Raw genomic sequence first — 17,464 nt, 5'->3', positions numbered from 1 at the left:
CGCAACGCGCGCCGCAATCGGTCTCGCCAGCGGGCGCTGACGGGCGTTTATACAAATACACAGGAGACACCCATGAACCGGGCTTCCTCGTTTCTGGTCTGGATCGCGGTCGCGCTGCTAGGCGCGTTTGCATTCGGCACCATCGCGCTCGCGCATGGCGAAAAGGTCAGTGCCCTCTGGGTCGTGATCGCCGCTGTGTGCGTCTATCTGATCGCGTACCGCTTCTACAGCCGTTTCATCGCGAATCATGTGCTGCAACTGGACGGTCAGCGCATGACGCCTGCCGTGCGTCACAACGACGGCCTCGACTACGTGCCGACCAACAAGTACGTGCTGTTCGGCCATCACTTTGCAGCGATCGCGGGCGCGGGTCCGCTGGTCGGCCCGGTGCTCGCCGCGCAGATGGGCTACGTGCCCGGCATGCTGTGGATCCTCGCGGGCGTCGTATTCGCGGGCGCCGTGCAGGACTTCATCGTGCTGTTCATCTCGACGCGCCGCGACGGCCGTTCGCTCGGCGATCTCGTCAAGATGGAACTCGGCACCGTGCCCGGCGTGATCGCGCTGTTCGGCGCGTTCCTGATCATGGTGATCATCCTTGCCGTGCTCGCGCTGATCGTCGTGAAGGCGCTGACGAATTCGCCGTGGGGTACGTTCACCGTCGCCGCGACGATTCCCATTGCGCTCTTCATGGGCGTCTATACGCGCTACATCCGTCCGGGGCGCATCGGCGAAGTGTCGATCATCGGCTTCGTGCTGCTGATGGCGTCGATCGCGTTCGGCCAGAGCGTGCATGATTCCGCTGCACTCGCCACGTGGTTCACGTTCAGCGGCACGCAGCTCACGTGGATTCTGATCGGCTATGGCTTCGTTGCGTCGGTGCTGCCTGTGTGGCTGCTGCTTGCGCCGCGCGATTATCTGTCGACGTTCCTGAAGATCGGCACGATCCTCGGCCTCGCGATCGGCATTCTCGTCGTCGCGCCGGAACTGAAGATGCCCGCGCTGACGAAGTTCGTCGACGGCACGGGCCCCGTGTGGTCGGGCAATATGTTCCCGTTCCTGTTCATCACGATCGCTTGCGGGGCGGTGTCGGGCTTCCACGCGCTGATTTCGTCGGGCACGACGCCGAAGCTGCTCGACAACGAACGCAACGCGCGCTTCATCGGTTATGGCGCGATGCTGATGGAATCGTTCGTCGCGATCATGGCGCTGGTTGCGGCCGCCGTGATCGAGCCGGGCGTCTACTTCGCGATGAACGCGCCCGCCGCCGTGCTCGGCACGACGCCGGATGCAGTCGCGCAGACCGTGTCGCAATGGGGCTTCATGCTCACGCCGGAGATGTTGACGCAGACCGCGAAGGCTGTCGGCGAAACGACGATCGTGGCGCGTGCTGGCGGCGCACCGACGCTCGCCGTGGGCATGGCGCAGATTCTTCATCAGGTGATCGGCGGCCAGGCGATGATGGCGTTCTGGTATCACTTCGCGATTCTGTTCGAAGCGCTGTTCATCCTGACGGCCGTCGATGCGGGTACGCGCGCCGGACGCTTCATGCTGCAGGATCTGCTCGGCACGTTCCATCCGGCATTGAAGCGCACGGAATCGCTGCCTGCGAATCTGATCGCAACGGCGCTGTGCGTGGCAGCGTGGGGTTACTTCCTGTATCAGGGCGTGGTCGATCCGTTGGGCGGTATCAATACGCTGTGGCCGCTGTTCGGCATCTCAAACCAGATGCTCGCGGGTATTGCGCTGGTGCTCGGCACGGTGGTGCTGTTCAAGATGAAGCGCGAGCGCTTTGCGTGGGTGACGCTGGTGCCGACGGTCTGGCTGCTGATCTGCACGATGACGGCGGGCTGGCAGAAGATTTTCGACGCGAATCCGAAGGTGGGATTTCTGGCGCATGCTGCGAAGCTCGGTGCTGCTGCTGATGCGGGTAAGGTTGTTGCGCCCGCCAAGTCGATCGAGCAGATGCGTCGGATCATGTTTAATGACTACGTCGATGCGGCGCTGGCTGGGCTTTTTATCTTTGTCGTAGTCAGTGTGGTTGTGTATGGCGTGCTTGCTGTTTTGCGCGCTCGGCGCGCGGATCTGCCTACTGTGCTGGAGACGCCGTTTGAGGTGTTGCCTGGCGGTCAGCGCGCTGGCGGCGCGCAGTGATCCGGGGGCGCGTTATGTTCTCAGGACTTCGCGATGATGTGCGCAACGCCGGGCGATACCTCGGGCAGGCCATGCGGTTGATGGTCGGCTTGCCCGACTATGAGACCTATGTCGCTCATATGGGTGCGACTCATCCTGGTCGCCCTGTCATGAGTTATGAAGAGTTTTTTCGTGAGCGGCAGAATGCGAGGTATGCCGGCGGCGCTGGGAAGTGTTGTTGAGGTGTAGTTGTTTTGTTTTGTTTTGTTTTGTCTGCGACGCCAGTCGCTCATTCTGGTTTTTTTGTTTTTTTGTTTTTTGGTTTTTTGCTGCGCTGGCATCCGCGATTTCGCATCCGTGCTTCAAACGTCGCCCCTGTGCGGGGCGGCACCTACTTTTCTTTGCAGCGGCAAAGAAAAGTAGGCAAAAGAAAGCCGCTTTTGAACCTCCGGTGCCTGCCAGGGCAGCGCCGCGGCATGCCGCAGTCGAGCTGTCGCGCAGCGACGTCCGCACTCTGTAGATAGCCCGCAGTCAGGCGCGCACGGCGCGAAAACCCCACACAGTCTGGAACACATACCGCCGCATTCAGACCGACGGCAAATGCAAAAAAAGCGCGCTGACCGAATGTGCTCCAGGTGGATATCATCTTTCGCGCCGGGCGCGGTTGACTGCGGGCTTTCTACGGAGTGTTGGCGTCGCAGCGCGACGGCTCAAAGAACGTGTGCTGTGGCGTTATCCTGGCGGGCACCGGAGGTTTGAAGCGGCTTTCTTTTGCCTACTTTTCTTTGCCGCTGCAAAGAAAAGTAGGTGCCGCCCCGCACAGGGGCGACGCGTGAAGTACGGATACGAAATCGCGGATGCCAACAAAAAGACAAAAACCAAAAACCCAGAATGGCGACTAGCGTCGCAGACAAAAGCCCCCCTACGCCACTACCCCACACCCCGCACCCGCCGCGCGGAAAGCGGCGCCACCAGCTCAGCAAACTCTTCCTCAAGAAAAGCCTCAGCCCTCTCAAGCAAAAACCTGCGAAACACAACACAAGTCGGCGACAGCTGTTTAGAGGCGAGATGCACGATCTGCCAGGTCCGCTCAACGGGCGTCCCGTTCACATCGAGCAATGCGATCTCGCCGGTCCGCAATTCAAGCCCAAGCGTATGCAATGAAATAAGGCTCACACCCATCCCTGCCATCACAGCCTGCTTGATAGTCTCATTGCTGCCAAGCGTCACACACCGGGAAGGCGTGAAAAGATGCTGCCGAAACGTATGCTCGGTCACAGCCCGCGTCCCCGACCCAGGCTCGCGCAATAAAAACGTATCCCCCGCAAGCTCCTGCAAATCGAACCGCCTCGCATCGCGCAAAGGATGCGAAACCGGCGCAATGATCACATGCGGGTGATAAGCAAGCGGCTCGGCCGTCGTGCCGAGTTCGGGCGGCGGCCTGCCCATGATCGCGAGATCCGTCGCGTTGTCCTGCAACAGCCGCAGCAACGTCTCGCGATTGCCCACGGAAAAATGCACATCCACCTTCGGATACTGCTTCGAATACAGCGCAAGCAGCTTCGGCGCAAAGTAAGTCGCCGAACTCACGATGCTCACCGTGATCGACCCGCTGTCCGCCTGCGCGAGCGATGTCATCGTGTCCTCGGCATCCTTGATCTCGCCGAGTATGCGGCTGGCGTGATGCGACAGACGTTCGCCCGCTTCCGTCAGCGTGAGACGTCGCGCGATCCGCTCGAACAGCGGCATGCCGATCGCCTCTTCCAGCTGGCGAATCTGCATCGACACGGCGGGTTGCGTCAGATGCAGTTCTTCCGCCGCGCGCGCGAAGCTCGGCAAACGGCTTGCAATCACGAAGATCTGCAATTGCCTGAGCGTCAGCGAGCGGATCAGGTTCATCATGCGTTCCCACGCGCATAGCGAATAGCGAACAGCGACAGAACATCGGCGGCAGTTTCAGCGGCTCGCGCGCGGCGCGTTATCGGGCTTCGTCGAGGGCGACTTCGTGCCGTTTGCAGGCGGCGACAGCTTGCGCAACGAGCCTTCGTAACTCAACATCTCCGTCTTCAACGGATGCGCGAAGTCCTCGTTGTCGCCGGGCACATCGGTGCGCAATAGCGACACGCCGCCCGGCACGCCATCGGCGAGCACGAACGTATAGCGCTTGCTCGTGAACTTCGGAAAGCGTTGCGCGTTCGGATCGTGCAGATACGGCTGAATCACGATCTTGCGCGCCTTCACAGTCTTGCCGTCCACCTGCACCGTCGTGTCCGTGATGGCCGGGCTCGCGGCCAGCGCAAGCCGCACACGCTGCTGAAAATAGCGCCGCTGGCCGCCCGTCGCCTGCTCCATCCCGGCGATGTCGCGCTCGAGAAAATACAGAATCACGGGATTGCACGGCAGGTTTTCAGGCAACGGCACCTTGCCGCTGGCATCGCTGACCGTGGCGTCGCTTTTCGCGTTATCGGCGCTGGCGACGAGCACGCGGATGCGATCAGTCTGTTTGTCAGGCGGCGCCGATACGACGAGCGAATAGTCCAGCTCCGTCTGCGACGCGACGCCATGCAGATGCGGCGTGAGAAACAGCAGTTTTTCGGCGGGCGCGATCGGCGTTTCCGCTCCGCTCGCGCCGCTTGCAGCGGCAGGGCCGCTCGCGGCATCGGCGGAATGCGCGGCTTGCGGCAATGTCATCGACACCGCGAGCGCGGCCAGCGCAGCAACGCCGCGCGATGCAAACGCACGCGCGCCAACGCGTGCGCTTGCTGCACAGGCGCCCGTCATTTCGGCGCATCCGATGCGACAGGCGCGCTCGCCAGCGGCAGCAGCGGTACTTCGTAGCTGGTCAGGATCTGGTTGATGTTGTCCTGATGCGTGGCGATCCACTGATCGATCTTGTCGTGCCACGCTTTCTCGCCGTAACGCACGCCCATCGAGATTTCATAGTCGAAACGGATGCCCTGCTGCGGCGGGAACGGCACGAGCTTCACGCGATCGCTCGCCTGCTTCGCGAAGTAACCGGCAATCGGCCCCCAGACGAACACGACATCGACATTACCCTGCGCCAGATCGTGCTGGATCATCTCGCCAGGAAACGCGTTCGGATCGCCGCTCTGCGCGCGATACGACACGGCCTGGTCGATCAGATTGTTCGACAGCAGCCAGTCGACAGCAGGCGTCTGCGTGAAGATGCCGAGCTTGAGTTTCTTCAATTGATCCGGCGGCAGCTTCAGCAGATCGGCGGGCGCATTGATGCTCGCGAACTCGGGGCGCTTGTTGAAGACCATCGCATACGTGGAATGCAGCCACGGCCGCGTCGTCGACGTCATGTCGTAACCATGCGGCACGCCGATGATCAGATCGCATTTGAACTGATCGCTGTTGTCCACCTTGTCGCGCAACGTGTGCCGCACGAAACCCATGCGCTGCGGAAAGTACGTGTATTCGAGCTTGTAGCCGAAGTCTTTGGCCATCGCGGCCGCGATCTTGTTCTCGAAGCCTTCGCCCTTGTCGTTCGACAACGGCATGTTGTTCGGGTCGGCGCACACGCGCAGCACCTTGTCCGCGCCATCGTTGTTCGGCAGATTCGGCGCGGGCGCACCCTGCTGCGCGCGGGCTGCGGGAACACCGATGCAGACACAGCACAGCGTCAGCATCGCACAGACGGCATGGACGACGGAAGTTCTGCAAACGGACATGGAGGTCTCCGGGTTTTGCGTCATGCGGCGTGGCGCGCGATCGGAAGCATGCAGGTGCAGGCTTGCAAGCGCGTCACGCAGCTTCGCGTGACGTCAGTTGGCTCATTTGGCATCGATCGCCTGCAGATCGCCCGGTTTGATCGAGCCGTCGGAGCGGCCTTTCAGGTATGCGAACAGGTTTTCCCAGTTCTTCTGCATCATCTGGCTCGAACTGAAATCGGGCATGCCCTTGTCGACACGTCCGCCGAATACCGTGCGATGGAATTCGTTCTTGTCGAGCGTCTTGAACGCGTCGATCAGCGACGGTCCCACGAGTCCTTCCTGCTTCGCGCCGTGGCAGCGTTCACACGCCAGCGCGCGCCAGGTTTTCCATCCCTGCAATGTATCGTTGTCGACCTTGTTACCGTCGACAACCTTATAGGCGACCTTCTGAACCTGAGGCGCATCCGACGACTGCCCCCAGCTATTGGTCATGACAACAGGTAAAGCGCTCAACGCCAGTAACGCACCTGCAAGCGACAGCACAACGCGGACTTTCATGCGTTCGTCTCCCTAATATCATTTCGATTGAAGCTGCTTGTCATTCGTATCGGGCGGAGCCGAAGACCGCGTACGGGCGTCTTCGGCTACGTCACTGCTGCTGCGAAACTACTGTGAACTCACGTAATCAGCCGTTCGTTCCGCCCGGAATGGCGAAGATGAACAGCGTGCCGCCGAGAGCCGTGTACTTCGCCAGCTCGCGATAGCCGCCCACGGCGCCGAGGCCTTCCGTCGACTTCTGCAGGCCGGCTGCCATGCCGATGCCCGCCCAGCCGCCGATGCCCGAATACACGCCGATGAACTGCTTGCCCTGATACTCATACGTGAACACGTTGCCGATAATTCCCGACGGCGTCTTGAACTTCCACAGTTCCTTGCCGTCCTTGATGCGCACGGCCTTGATGTAGCCTTCCAGCGTGCCGTAGAAGACGATGCCGCCTGCCGTCGCCAGCGCACCCGACCATACCGAGAAGCGTTCCGGCTTCGACCAGACGATCTTGCCTTTCGCCGCATCCCACGCGATGAAGTTGCCCATCGCGCCCTTCTCGTTCGGCCCCGGATACATCGACAGCGTCGCGCCGACATACGGCTGGCCAGACACGTAATCGACATCGAACGGCTCGTAGTCCATGCAGACGTGATTGGTCGGCACGAGGAACAGGTTCGAGCCAGGATCGAACGAGGCAGGCTGCTGGTCTTTCGAACCCAACGCGGCCGGGCAGATGCCCTTCACGTTGTGGTCCGGACCGGCTTTCTGCGTCGAGTACGATGCATTGCGGATCGGCAGGCCGCTCTTCAGATCGACGCTGTCCGCCCAGTTCACGGCCGGGTCGTACTTCTGTGCAACCAGCAGTTCGCCTGTCTCGCGATTGAGCGTATAGCCGAAGCCGTTGCGGTCGAAGTGCACGATCGCAGGCGTCTTCTTGCCGTTCATCTGAATGTCCGCGAGGATCATTTCGTTGACGCCGTCATAGTCCCACTCGTCGTGAGGCGTCATCTGATAGACCCACTTCGCCTTGCCCGTATTCAGGTCGCGAGCGAAGATCGACATCGACCACTTGTTGTCGCCGGGGCGCTGCGTCGGATTCCACGTGCCCGGATTGCCCGTGCCGTAGTAGACGAGATTCAGCTTTGGATCCCACGCGTACCAGCCCCATGTGGTGCCGCCGCCGAGCTTCCACTGATCGCCCTTCCAGCTCTTGATCGACGAATCCGCGCCGACGGGCTGCATCTTGCCGTCTGCCCAGGTCATCGTCTGCTGCGGGTCGAGCAGCATCTCGTTGTCGGGCCCGGTGCTGTACGCCTTCCATGCTTCCTTGCCCGTCTTGATGTCGTACGCGATCAGACGGCCGCGCACGCCGAACTCGCCGCCGGAGATACCCGTCAGCACCTTGTCGCCGAATACGTGCGGCGCGTTGGTGTTGGTTTCGCCCGCCTTCGGATCGCCGTTCTGCGCGGTCCACACCACTTCGCCCGTCTTCGCGTTGAGCGCGACGAGCTTGGTGTCGGCCTGCTGCAGGAAGATCTTGCCGTCGCCGTACGCGAGACCGCGGTTGACGGTATCGCAGCACATCACGGAGATCACCGACGCGTCCTGCTTCGGCTCGTATTGCCAGATGAAGGTCTGATCCTTGAGGTTGATCGCGATGACCTTGTTGGGGAACGGCGAGTGGATATACATCGTGTCGCCGATCACGAGAGGCGAGCCTTCGTGACCGCGCAGCACGCCCGTCGACATCGTCCAGGCGACCTGCAATTTGCCGACATTGCTTTCGTTGACCTGCTTGAGCGGGCTGTACCGGTGATTTGCATAGTCACCTGCCTGCGCCGCCCAGTTCGATGGGTTCTTGATCAGCGAGTCCAGTTGCGGATCGGCATATGCCAGGAACGAGTTCAGCGCCGTCGCAACCAACACCGCCAGTCCAAGAACCAGGGTGCGTACGTTCATGTCTCCTCCAGAATGGGTGATACTGGTTGAAACCGTCCAGTTACCGATGACACGCTACCGGGTCGCTCCAGCCGCGCCTCTGGATGCAGGTAACGCCTTTGCTGCGCCGGATCCATTGTCCGGCCCATGCGTATGACGGCGGATCGCATATTCCATGCCGGTCGCGTGCGCGTGCTGCCAGACGGCCTTCCGGCGTCAACGTGTTGCGCTTCGCGACGTGCGGCGGGACATACTGTGTCAGATACGCAATTCGCAGGACGGCGCACGGCAGGCGCAGCGGAGCGCGCGGCAGCGCCCGGTTTGCAAGGCGCATAGCGACGCACGGCGTGCTATGCGATTCCCCTCTAACGACACGAGCGGAGGTTCGTCATGACGCAAAGCGAACAGGTGTATTCCGACGAGGAAGTCCAGAAGAAACTCGAAGGTCCGTTGCAGTACTGGTATCTCGAAGACGGCTGGCTGCGGCGCAAGTACCGCACGGAAAGCTGGAAAGGCACGCTGATGGTGGTGAACACCGTCGGCCATCTGGCGGAAGCCGCGTGGCATCACCCGGATCTGACCGTCTCGTACGCGTTCGTCGTCGTGAAGCTGAAGACGCATACGGCGAAGGGCATCACCGACAAGGACTTCGCGCTCGCGCGCAAGATCGAGGAAGTGATCCAGTGGCAGCCGGGCAAGGAAGGCGGCCCGCTCGAAGGCACGCCCGCCGACGATCAGCGCTTCCGCTATATCAAGTACGACGCGCCGAAAAGCTGACTTCAGCGTTCGCGACATGCTGCTGCTTGATGCTGCTGCTTGATGCCGCTGCTTGATGCCACTGAGTGACATCCCGTCGCGGCAGCGGCTCGCGCTGTGCCGCATCTCACACGCGATGCCGCGCGCGCCGCGTCGCGCTGTGCGTGGTACGGCTCTTGCCTGACGTCGAATGACGCCGCCGCGCCAGTTGACCTGCCACGTCGCCTGGCCGCGCTCACGCCTACACGATTCGACAAGGAAGCTATCGCATGCCGATGTCATCCGAACGCACGTCGACACTGCCTGCCATCTCGGCGATCACCGTCGAAGCGCCCGGCCGGCTGCACATGGGTTTTCTCGATCCCGGCGGATCGCTCGGACGCGCGTTCGGCAGTATCGGCATCGTCATCGAAGGATGCGGCACGCGCGTCACCGCGCGCCCCGCCGACGACGCGCAGGTCGACGGCGCCACCAGCGACGCGCAACAGGAGCGCATCGAACGTTATCTCGATCTGCTGCACGACGCGTATGGCGGACCGCCCGTCTCGATCGAAGTCGAACAGGCAGCGCGCGCATTGCGGGATCGGTTCGGGCACGCAACTCGCGCTCGCGGTCGGCACTGCGTACGCGCGGCTCGTCGGCATCGCGGCGACGACGGCGGAACTCGCGCAACGGCTCGGACGCGGCGCGCGTTCGGGTATCGGCGTGCTCGGTTTCGATCATGGCGGGCTGATCGTCGACGGCGGTCGGGGCGCCGCGTCGAAAATCACCGCCACACTGCCGCCGATGCTCGCGCGCCAGCCGTTTCCCGACGACTGGCGCATCGTGCTGATCGACGACACCACGCGCGAAGGTCTGCACGGCGACGAAGAGAAGCGCGGCCTGGCCGCATTGCCGCCGTTTCCCCAAACGCTCGCCGCCGACGTTTGCCATCAGTTGCTGATGCGCGTACTGCCCGGCATGGCGCAAGGCGACTTCGACGCGTTCGCCGCGGGCGTCAGCACGATCCAGCAGTCGATCGGCGAATACTTCGCGCCCGTGCAGGGCGGCGTCTATTCGAGCCCCGCCGTCGCGGCCGCGATGCAGGCGATCGCGACGAACCAGACGGCAGGCGTCGGACAAAGCTCGTGGGGCCCGACGGGCTTCGCGTTCGTGCAAAGCTCTCGCCATGCCGACGACGCCCTCGCAGCAGCCCGCGCCGCGACGCGCGCATTCCCCGGCATCGTCTGTTCCGTGACGCGCGGCCGCAATTGCGGCGCGCGCTATTACGCCGTCCAGCAACCGCGCTTCGGCCACGACGCGCAATGAGCCGGATGCCCGCCTATCCGCCGACGTACCGCATCCCCGCGCCAGCCCCTCGCGCCCGCCCCATATTGACTACGAAAGAGCCGAGCCATGTCCCAAACCACTGAAAGGCCCTACATCCTGCACATGTTCACCCCGACGCCGCAGATGAGCCCCTTCGACGTCAACATGGCCGCCGACGCCGGCTATCAGATTCTCGTGCCTTACTGCGACGTCGACGTGCGCAACGTCGTGCAGCTCACTCAGGACGCGATTTTTTCGCGCGGCCCGAAAGGCGTGTCGCGCACGGGCATTTTCATCGGCGGACGCGACGTGATGCTCGCCGCCGACATGCTCGACCGCGCGCGCGAAGCGATGGTGCCGCCGTTCGAAGTCTCCGTATTCGCCGATCCGAGCGGCGCCTACACGACATCTGGGGCGCTCGTCGCGCTGGTCGAGCATCATCTCAAGGCGCAGTACGGCGAAGAACTGAAGGACAAGCATGTGCTCATACTCGGCGGCACGGGCGCGGTGGGACGCGTGACGGCGGCGATTGCCGCGACGCTCGGCGCGCATGTGACGATCGCGAGCCATTCCGACCCGGCGCGCGCCGAGCGCGCGAGCCACGATGTCGACGAACGCTTCGGCATCAAGACGTCCGGCGTCGGCACGGGTACGTCGCAAACGCTGCATGCCGCGCTCGCACACGCCGATATCGTCTTCGCGACAGTGGCGGCCGGCGTTCAGGTGATGAGCGCCGCCGATCTCGCGCAGGCGCCGCGCCTGCTGATCGCCGCCGACGTCAACGCCGTGCCGCCCGAAGGCATCGCGGGCGTCAACGTGATGGATGACGGCAAGCCGCTCGCGGGCGCCGTGCGTCCCGACGCGACCGGTATCGGCGCGCTCGCGATCGGCAACGTGAAGTACCAGGTCGAGCATCGGCTGTTCACGCGGATGCGCACGGCCGGCAAGCCCTCGTATCTCGGCTTCACGGAAGCGTTCGACGAAGCGCGCGCCGTCGTCGCCGAACGCAGCTAGCGCACAGCGAGGCGTCACATGCCGGCGATGTCCGCAAGCGGCAGCCGCTCGCACCCGTCCACTTCCGCCCCGTTCATCGCTGTGGCGGGGTTGTCGGCGCGCCTGCTCGCGCAGTCCGCCGCGCAGGCGGGTTATCAGGTCGCCGCGCTGGATCTGTTCGGCGACCGCGACACGCGCCGTTACGCGAAGCTGTGGCTCGATACGGGCGGTAGCGGTCTGTCGATCGATCGCGACAAACTGCACGCTGCGCTCGAACGCGTCGCGCGATTGCCGCGCCTGACCGGATATGTGACGGGCAGCGGAATCGAGCCGCATATCGGCTGGCTGCACGAAACGCCGAGACTGCCGCGCCTGATCGGCAACGATGCCGATGCGACGGCGGCCGTGCGCGATCCGCTTCGCTTCTTTGCATTACTCGACGAGTTGGGGATAGCGCATCCCGAAGTCGCGTTCGAGCGTCCCGCGATACCCGAAGGCTGGCTGCACAAAGCCGCCGATGGCTGCGGCGGCACGCACATCCAGCCAGCCGTGCAGACCGGCGCGCAAGGCGGCTACTTCCAGCGCATCAGCAATGGACTGCCGATGTCCGCGCTCTTCGTCGCTGCGCAGCGCGAGGCGCGTGTGATCGGCTACGCGGAACAGCTTCATATCGCGAGCGACGCGCTGCCGTATCTGCACGCGGGCTCGCTCGGTCCCGTCGATCTGCCCGCGCCTGTCGCGCAACAGATCGATCGCGCCGTACGTTCGATCACGGCGCGCGCGAATCTCGTCGGACTGAACAGCCTCGATTTTTTGCTCGACGGCGACACGATCCACGTGCTCGAAGTGAACGCGCGGCCTTCATCGACGATGGCCTTGTACGAACGCGCATGGCGCGACGTATGGCCGCGCGGCCTGCTCGCGCTGCATATCGACGCCTGCCTGCATGACCGCCTGCCGCCCGCGCACGTCGGCGTGCCGCAATGCCGCGCCGCACAACAGGTCGTGTTTGCGTCGAAAGCATTCACGGTCACGCGCCGTTTCAGCGACGCGCTCTTCGTCGATCCCGTCTGCCACGACATTCCGAATGCGGGCGCGCGCATCGAAGCGGGCCAGCCCGTCTGCACCGTGCTCGTGACGTTGAATGCAGGCGCGCCGCGCGCCGCCCTCATGCACGAACTGCAACGTCATACGCAGCGCCTTTCGCAACGCATCGAAACCAGCACCGAACCTGCCCATGAACTCGTCGACTCCCACGGCTGAACATGACGGCAACGCGCCGCCGCCCATCGCCCGCGACGCGCCCAGCGTCAACGCGCTCGCCGCGCCGCTCGTCGCGCAATTGCTGGCGGATGCCGCGCGACTGCGCATCGCGTCGTTGCGTCACGCGTTCGGGCCGACGATTGTCGATGCGGGCATCGCGTCGCCGGGCTGTGTCGAAGCAGGCGTGACGATCGCGCGCATCTGCATGGGCGGCTTAAGCCGCATCGAGACGCGCATCAGCGCCGAACACGAGCCGCTCTGGCCGACGATGATCGACGTGCACACGGCCTCGCCCGTGCTTGCGTGTCTGGGCAGCCAGTACGCGGGGTGGAGCCTGTCCGCGAGCAAAGAGCAGAACAACGGCAAGAAGTTCTTCTCGCTCGGCTCGGGACCGGCGCGCGCGCTCGCCGGCAAAGAGACATTGTTCGACGAACTCGGTTATCGCGATCGTCACGATGCGGGCGTGCTCGTGATGGAAGTCGGGCAGGCGCCGCCGCAAGTCGTGCTCGAAAAAATCGCCGGCGATTGCGGCCTCGCGCCTGAACGGTTGACGGTGATCGTCACGCCGACACAGTCTGTCGCGGGCACGGTGCAGGTCGTCGCGCGCGTGGTCGAAGTTGCGCTGCACAAGACGCATGTGCTCGGCGTGCCGCTCGGCGAGATCGTCGAAGCGAGCGGCACCGCGCCGCTGCCGCCGCCCGCGCCCGATGGACTCGCCGCGATGGGCCGCACCAACGACGCGATCCTCTACGGCGGACGCGTGCATCTGACCGTGCGCAGCGACGCCGTCGCGCGAAGGCTCGCGGCGGAGTTGCCGTCGTCGAATTCGCGCGACTACGGGCGGCCGTTCGCGGAGATTTTCGCGTCGTTCAACTACGACTTCTATCAGATCGATCCGTCGCTGTTCGCGCCCGCCGAAGTGTGGGCGAGCAGCCTGGAAAGCGGCATGACGTATCGCGGCGGCAGGCTCGATGCGGCGTTGCTGCACGCGCTCTGGCAGGGCGACACGTTCGTCGCGAACGACGAGCCAGCCGCCGGATCGACGACACCCGGCGTCACGGGACCGGGGGCGCCATGAGCGATCTGCGCGTCGCGATCATGACGGACGAAACCGGCTGGCACACGGGCCGGTTGAAAAAGGCATTCCGTGCGCGCGGCGTCGAGGCGCGCTGCGTCGATCTCGCCGCGTGCCGCATCGATACATCGTCGTCGCCGTACGGTCTCGCGATTCCCGGCTTTGCGCGCGACCTGCCCGACGCGGTGTTCGTGCGCGGCATCGCGGGCGGCACGTTCGAACAGGTCACGCTGCGGCTCGGCATCCTGCACGCGCTGCGCGAATGCGGCGTGCCCGTCTACAACGACGCACGCGCGATCGAGCGCAGCGTCGACAAGTCGATGACCAGCTTTCTGCTGCATCGCGCGGGCGTGCCGACGCCGCCTGCGTGGGCGACGGAATCGGCGGCGTTTGCGCAGCGCGTGCTGATGCGTGAGACGGCTGCCGCGCGCCAGGTCGTGATGAAGCCGCTGTTCGGCTCGCAAGGCAAGGGCTTGCGGCGCCTCGGCGCGAACACGGCGACGGGTGCGTTGAAGCCGCTGCCGCCGTTGCGCAGTTATAGCGGGGTGGCGTATCTGCAGCGCTATGTCGGCAGTGCGCGTACGCGGCAGCGAAGCTACGACTGGCGCGTGCTCGTGATCGGCGGCCGTGCGGTTGCTGCGATGCGGCGAACGGGTGAACGCGGCTGGATTCACAACGTCGCGCGCGGCGCGCTCTGCGAACCGGCCGAACTCGACCCGACGCTTGCGAGCCTCGCCGAACGCGCGACAGCTGCGCTCGGCCTCGATTACTCGGGCGTCGATCTGATTCCCGATCTGTCGACGCCCGATCAGACGGGCGTGCCGCTCGTGCTCGAAGTGAACGGTGTCGCGGCGTGGCGCGGGCTGCAATCGGTGACATCCGTCGATATCGCGGCGGCGCTCGTCGACGATCTGCTCGACCGCAAGCTCGCCGCGAGCGGCACGCCGCCGCTACCCGTCGTGCCGCTTCATGCCGGCCGCTGACGATCTCCTCGCGCTCGCTCGCGACGCGTTTCTGCTCGCGTGCCGGCTGGACGTCGAGACGGCGAAGCCGGGCAACGTGAGCGTCGCGAGCGCGGGGCACGGCATGCAGGCCGCGCAGTTCATCGACAGCGCCGAGGCCGCCGCGCCCGCGCTGTTTGCGCGCGGCGCGCGCGTCGGCACGCGCATTCTGGACGCCGTGACGCGCACGCAGCAGATCGCCGGATGCAACACGAATCTGGGCATCGTCCTGCTGGTTGCGCCGCTCGCCGCCGCGCTGGAACGCATCTCGACGCTCGACGCCACACACTGGCAAGCCGCCGTCGAACAGGTTCTGTCGGCGCTCGACGTCGAAGACGCCCGCGCCACGTACCAGGCGATCGCGCTCGCCAATCCAGGCGGACTAGGCGACGCGCCCGAGCAATCGGTCCACGCGCCGCCAACTGTCGGCCTTCGCGAGGCGATGTGGTTGGCCGCTGAGCGCGACAGCATCGCGCGTCAATATGCGAACGGCTTCGCGGATATCTTCGGCGCGGGCCTCGACGCGCTCGCCGGATCGGACGGCACGACGCCCGCCGCGCGCACGCTCGACGTGTTCTTCACCTTCCTCGGCACGTGGCCCGACTCGCACATACTGCGCAAGCATGGCGCGACGCTGGCGCAAAGTGTCACGCGGGAGGCACGCGAACGTCACGCGCGGGCGCGCCTCGCGGACCCTGAAGCGCACGCCGCGCAACTCGATGCATGGGATGCCGAACTGAAGGCGCAAGGCGTCAACCCTGGCACGAGCGCCGATCTGACTGTCGCTGCGCTCTTCGTCGGCGCGCTGCTCGACCCGCGAAGCCTCGTGAATACCCTGGCCTGACCCGACCGTCCCGCCGATTGGCACGCTTCCTGTTATACCGAAACGCGTTGCGTCCCCCTCAAAAAACGCGCGGCGGCCGCCTCGCGTCGCGAGTTCGTCCCACGTCGACAGACCCAATTCACTGGAGGAACAGCATGGCCAAGATCAACCGCGTCCTGGTAGGCGAGTCGCTTATCGGTGAAGGCAACGAAGTCGCTCACATCGATCTGCTCATCGGGCCGCGTGGCTCTGCCGCCGAATCGGCTTTCTGCCACGCGCTCACCAACAACAAGGACGGCTTCACGTCGCTGCTCGCCGTCGTTGCACCGAACCTGATGGCAAAGCCCAATACCGTGATGTTCAACAAGGTGACGATCAAGGGCGCCAAACAGGCCGTGCAGATGTTCGGCCCGGCGCAGCACGCCGTGGCGCTCGCCGTCGCGGATTGCGTCGAAGACGGTACGATTCCGAAGGACGAAGCCGACGACCTGTTCATCTGCGTCGGCGTCTTCATCCACTGGGAAGCCGACGACGACAAGAAGATTCAGGAGTTCAACTACAAGGCGACACGCGAAGCACTCCAGCGCGCGGTAGCGGGCGAACCGAGCGCCGCCGAAGTCGTGTCGAAGAAAGGCAGCGCGGCGCACCCGTTTGCACCGAACTAGGCGTGATGTATGCGTGACTTGCAGTGCCGCGCGCGCGAGCCGTGGCGGACCGTCGAAGTCCGCCGCGCCTCGCGCCGCGCGTGTTTCTCCCGCTTTTCCCCGGAAGAAGAATGCAACAACCTACGCTAAAGGCATCGACATGACTTCACGTTGTCGCGCGCGCCTCGCTGTCGCGGCGTTCGCGTGCGCTGCAGTGATTCCGCTTTCCGCTCTGGCCGCCGACGCAACGAGCGACGCTGCGCCGCCCGCCAAAGGCTACGACTACCCGACGCAAGGCCGCGTGGAATACGTGCTCGGCTGCATGGACGAGAACGGTCACGATTTCGCCAACGTCTACAAGTGCTCGTGCACGATCGACAAGATCGCAGCCGTGCTGCCGTATGACGATTACGTCGAGCAGATGACGTTCGCGAAGTACGCGACCCTCGGCGGCGAAGGCGGCAACGAATTCCGCGTCGACCGCGCGCGGGCGCAGACGAAGAAATATCGCGCGTTGCAGCAGGAGGCGTATCAGGCGTGCGGGCTGGCGAAGCTCTCGCCTTCGGCTTCGAAATGAGCGATTGACTCCGCGTGCCCGCTGGCCAGGTGTAACTAGTCGAACCGTCCGCACCGCCTTTCGATGATCACCCCGACGGCGGCGACATCGTCGAACTTGGCGGGCTTGCACAACTTCACGCGCACCCAATGCGCGCCGAACCGGTCGATCAGCAGTTGCGCGACCTGTTCGGCCAGCGCTTCGAGCAACTGGACCTTGTGCGTCGCGAGCAGCGTGTGCAGCTCGGCGCGCACCGCCGCGTAATTGATCGTGTCGCCGATCTGATCCGTGCTGCACGCGCGCAGCGACGGCACGCCTATCGCGAGATCGAGCTGCACGGGTTGCGGTTCGTGCAGTTCGTTGGTGTCGATGCCGATGACCGTCTGCGCGACGAAGCCTTCGATGTACACGATATCGAGCGCGGCGCGCGCTTCGCCGTCGCGCGGCCGTTCCTCAGGTTCGCGCGCGGGCCGCGCACTCGACGGCAACACGACAGTAAAATGAATGGGGCTGCTTGCCGGGTTGAAACGGTCCATGTAAGGGCTCCGCGTAAAGACAGCGCCTGTCAGGCGCATCGTTCAGTGGCATTCGTTTTTCATGCCCGCTGATGCGAAGCAAAAAGCACGCGCGCTAACCAACACTCGTACGACTATTTATTGATGTATCGCGACACGAGTTGTACAGTGTTTGCTGAGTGCTCTGGAACGGATTCAAACGACATATCAGCGGTTCTGCCACGCGCGCGAGAGAGAA

The 17,464-nt window shown here is 64.1% G+C and carries 16 protein-coding genes and 1 pseudogene; 11 read left to right on the top strand and 6 right to left on the bottom strand.

The genetic code is table 11. The features are described from left to right. The first annotated feature begins 72 nt into the window (after window positions 1–72). Complete coding sequence (locus QEN71_RS32880; protein WP_201647319.1) at window positions 73–2,151, top strand: carbon starvation CstA family protein; 2,079 nt, start codon at window positions 73–75, stop codon at window positions 2,149–2,151. 14 nt (window positions 2,152–2,165) lie between these two features. Beyond that, window positions 2,166–2,372 carry a YbdD/YjiX family protein gene (locus tag QEN71_RS32875; RefSeq protein WP_201647318.1) on the top strand — a complete coding sequence of 69 codons (207 nt, stop codon included), beginning with the start codon at window positions 2,166–2,168 and terminating at the stop codon, window positions 2,370–2,372. A 688-nt stretch (window positions 2,373–3,060) separates the two neighbouring features. On the opposite strand, the gene QEN71_RS32870 is transcribed toward QEN71_RS32875, so the two are convergent. The 5 genes from QEN71_RS32870 to QEN71_RS32850 form a co-directional block, all read right to left on the bottom strand. Further along, window positions 3,061–4,029: a LysR family transcriptional regulator gene (locus QEN71_RS32870; protein ID WP_201648065.1), complete on the bottom strand. Its 969-nt coding sequence runs from the start codon at window positions 4,027–4,029 to the stop codon at window positions 3,061–3,063. Between the two features lie 57 nt (window positions 4,030–4,086). Further along, on the bottom strand, window positions 4,087–4,911 hold the full coding sequence (locus tag QEN71_RS32865; protein ID WP_201647317.1) for a hypothetical protein: 825 nt from the start codon (window positions 4,909–4,911) through the stop codon (window positions 4,087–4,089). After that, window positions 4,908–5,783, bottom strand: coding sequence for a substrate-binding domain-containing protein (locus tag QEN71_RS32860; protein WP_377789793.1), 876 nt, complete (start codon window positions 5,781–5,783; stop codon window positions 4,908–4,910). Before QEN71_RS32860 ends, QEN71_RS32865 begins: the two co-directional genes overlap by 4 nt. Window positions 5,784–5,927: 144 nt before the next feature. Continuing rightward, window positions 5,928–6,365: a c-type cytochrome gene (locus QEN71_RS32855; RefSeq protein WP_201647315.1), complete on the bottom strand. Its 438-nt coding sequence runs from the start codon at window positions 6,363–6,365 to the stop codon at window positions 5,928–5,930. Window positions 6,366–6,492: 127 nt separating this feature from the next. Continuing rightward, window positions 6,493–8,313 (bottom strand): methanol/ethanol family PQQ-dependent dehydrogenase, encoded by a 1,821-nt coding sequence (locus tag QEN71_RS32850; RefSeq protein WP_201647314.1) that lies wholly within the window; start codon window positions 8,311–8,313, stop codon window positions 6,493–6,495. A gap of 369 nt (window positions 8,314–8,682) precedes the next feature. Here QEN71_RS32850 and QEN71_RS32845 point away from each other — a divergent pair, with 369 nt between their 5' ends. The 9 genes and pseudogenes from QEN71_RS32845 to QEN71_RS32805 all read left to right on the top strand — a co-directional run bounded on the left by QEN71_RS32845 (window position 8,683) and on the right by QEN71_RS32805 (window position 16,732). Beyond that, the gene (locus QEN71_RS32845) at window positions 8,683–9,069 is read left to right on the top strand and encodes a 4a-hydroxytetrahydrobiopterin dehydratase (RefSeq protein ID WP_201647313.1); all 387 of its coding nucleotides are present in this window, start codon (window positions 8,683–8,685) and stop codon (window positions 9,067–9,069) included. 248 nt (window positions 9,070–9,317) lie between these two features. After that, window positions 9,318–10,356: pseudogene (locus QEN71_RS32840) on the top strand (beta-ribofuranosylaminobenzene 5'-phosphate synthase family protein). A gap of 87 nt (window positions 10,357–10,443) precedes the next feature. Beyond that, on the top strand, window positions 10,444–11,370 hold the full coding sequence (locus QEN71_RS32835) for an NAD(P)-dependent methylenetetrahydromethanopterin dehydrogenase (protein ID WP_201647312.1): 927 nt from the start codon (window positions 10,444–10,446) through the stop codon (window positions 11,368–11,370). An 18-nt stretch (window positions 11,371–11,388) separates the two neighbouring features. Continuing rightward, on the top strand, window positions 11,389–12,612 hold the full coding sequence (locus tag QEN71_RS32830) for an ATP-grasp domain-containing protein (protein ID WP_377789557.1): 1,224 nt from the start codon (window positions 11,389–11,391) through the stop codon (window positions 12,610–12,612). After that, complete coding sequence (gene mch, locus QEN71_RS32825; RefSeq protein WP_201647311.1) at window positions 12,587–13,690, top strand: methenyltetrahydromethanopterin cyclohydrolase; 1,104 nt, start codon at window positions 12,587–12,589, stop codon at window positions 13,688–13,690. The genes QEN71_RS32830 and mch overlap by 26 nt, the downstream gene beginning before the upstream one ends. Further along, entirely contained in the window at window positions 13,687–14,670 is a 984-nt protein-coding gene (locus QEN71_RS32820) for an ATP-grasp domain-containing protein (protein ID WP_201647310.1), read from the top strand. The genes mch and QEN71_RS32820 overlap by 4 nt, the downstream gene beginning before the upstream one ends. Beyond that, entirely contained in the window at window positions 14,657–15,532 is an 876-nt protein-coding gene (locus QEN71_RS32815) for a triphosphoribosyl-dephospho-CoA synthase (protein WP_201647309.1), read from the top strand. Before QEN71_RS32820 ends, QEN71_RS32815 begins: the two co-directional genes overlap by 14 nt. A 134-nt stretch (window positions 15,533–15,666) precedes the next feature. Then, entirely contained in the window at window positions 15,667–16,176 is a 510-nt protein-coding gene (gene fae / locus QEN71_RS32810) for a formaldehyde-activating enzyme (RefSeq protein WP_201647308.1), read from the top strand. A 139-nt stretch (window positions 16,177–16,315) separates the two neighbouring features. Next, entirely contained in the window at window positions 16,316–16,732 is a 417-nt protein-coding gene (locus tag QEN71_RS32805) for a hypothetical protein (protein WP_201647307.1), read from the top strand. A 35-nt stretch (window positions 16,733–16,767) separates the two neighbouring features. On the opposite strand, the gene QEN71_RS32800 is transcribed toward QEN71_RS32805, so the two are convergent. Then, entirely contained in the window at window positions 16,768–17,247 is a 480-nt protein-coding gene (locus QEN71_RS32800; RefSeq protein WP_201647306.1) for a dihydroneopterin aldolase, read from the bottom strand. Window positions 17,248–17,464: the final 217 nt, after the last annotated feature.

It is taken from the genome of Paraburkholderia sabiae, from assembly GCF_030412785.1.
GTDB lineage: Bacteria > Pseudomonadota > Gammaproteobacteria > Burkholderiales > Burkholderiaceae > Paraburkholderia > Paraburkholderia sabiae.
The sequence above is the reverse complement of the archived record's forward strand: the minus strand, read 5'-3'. Positions and strand labels throughout refer to the sequence as shown.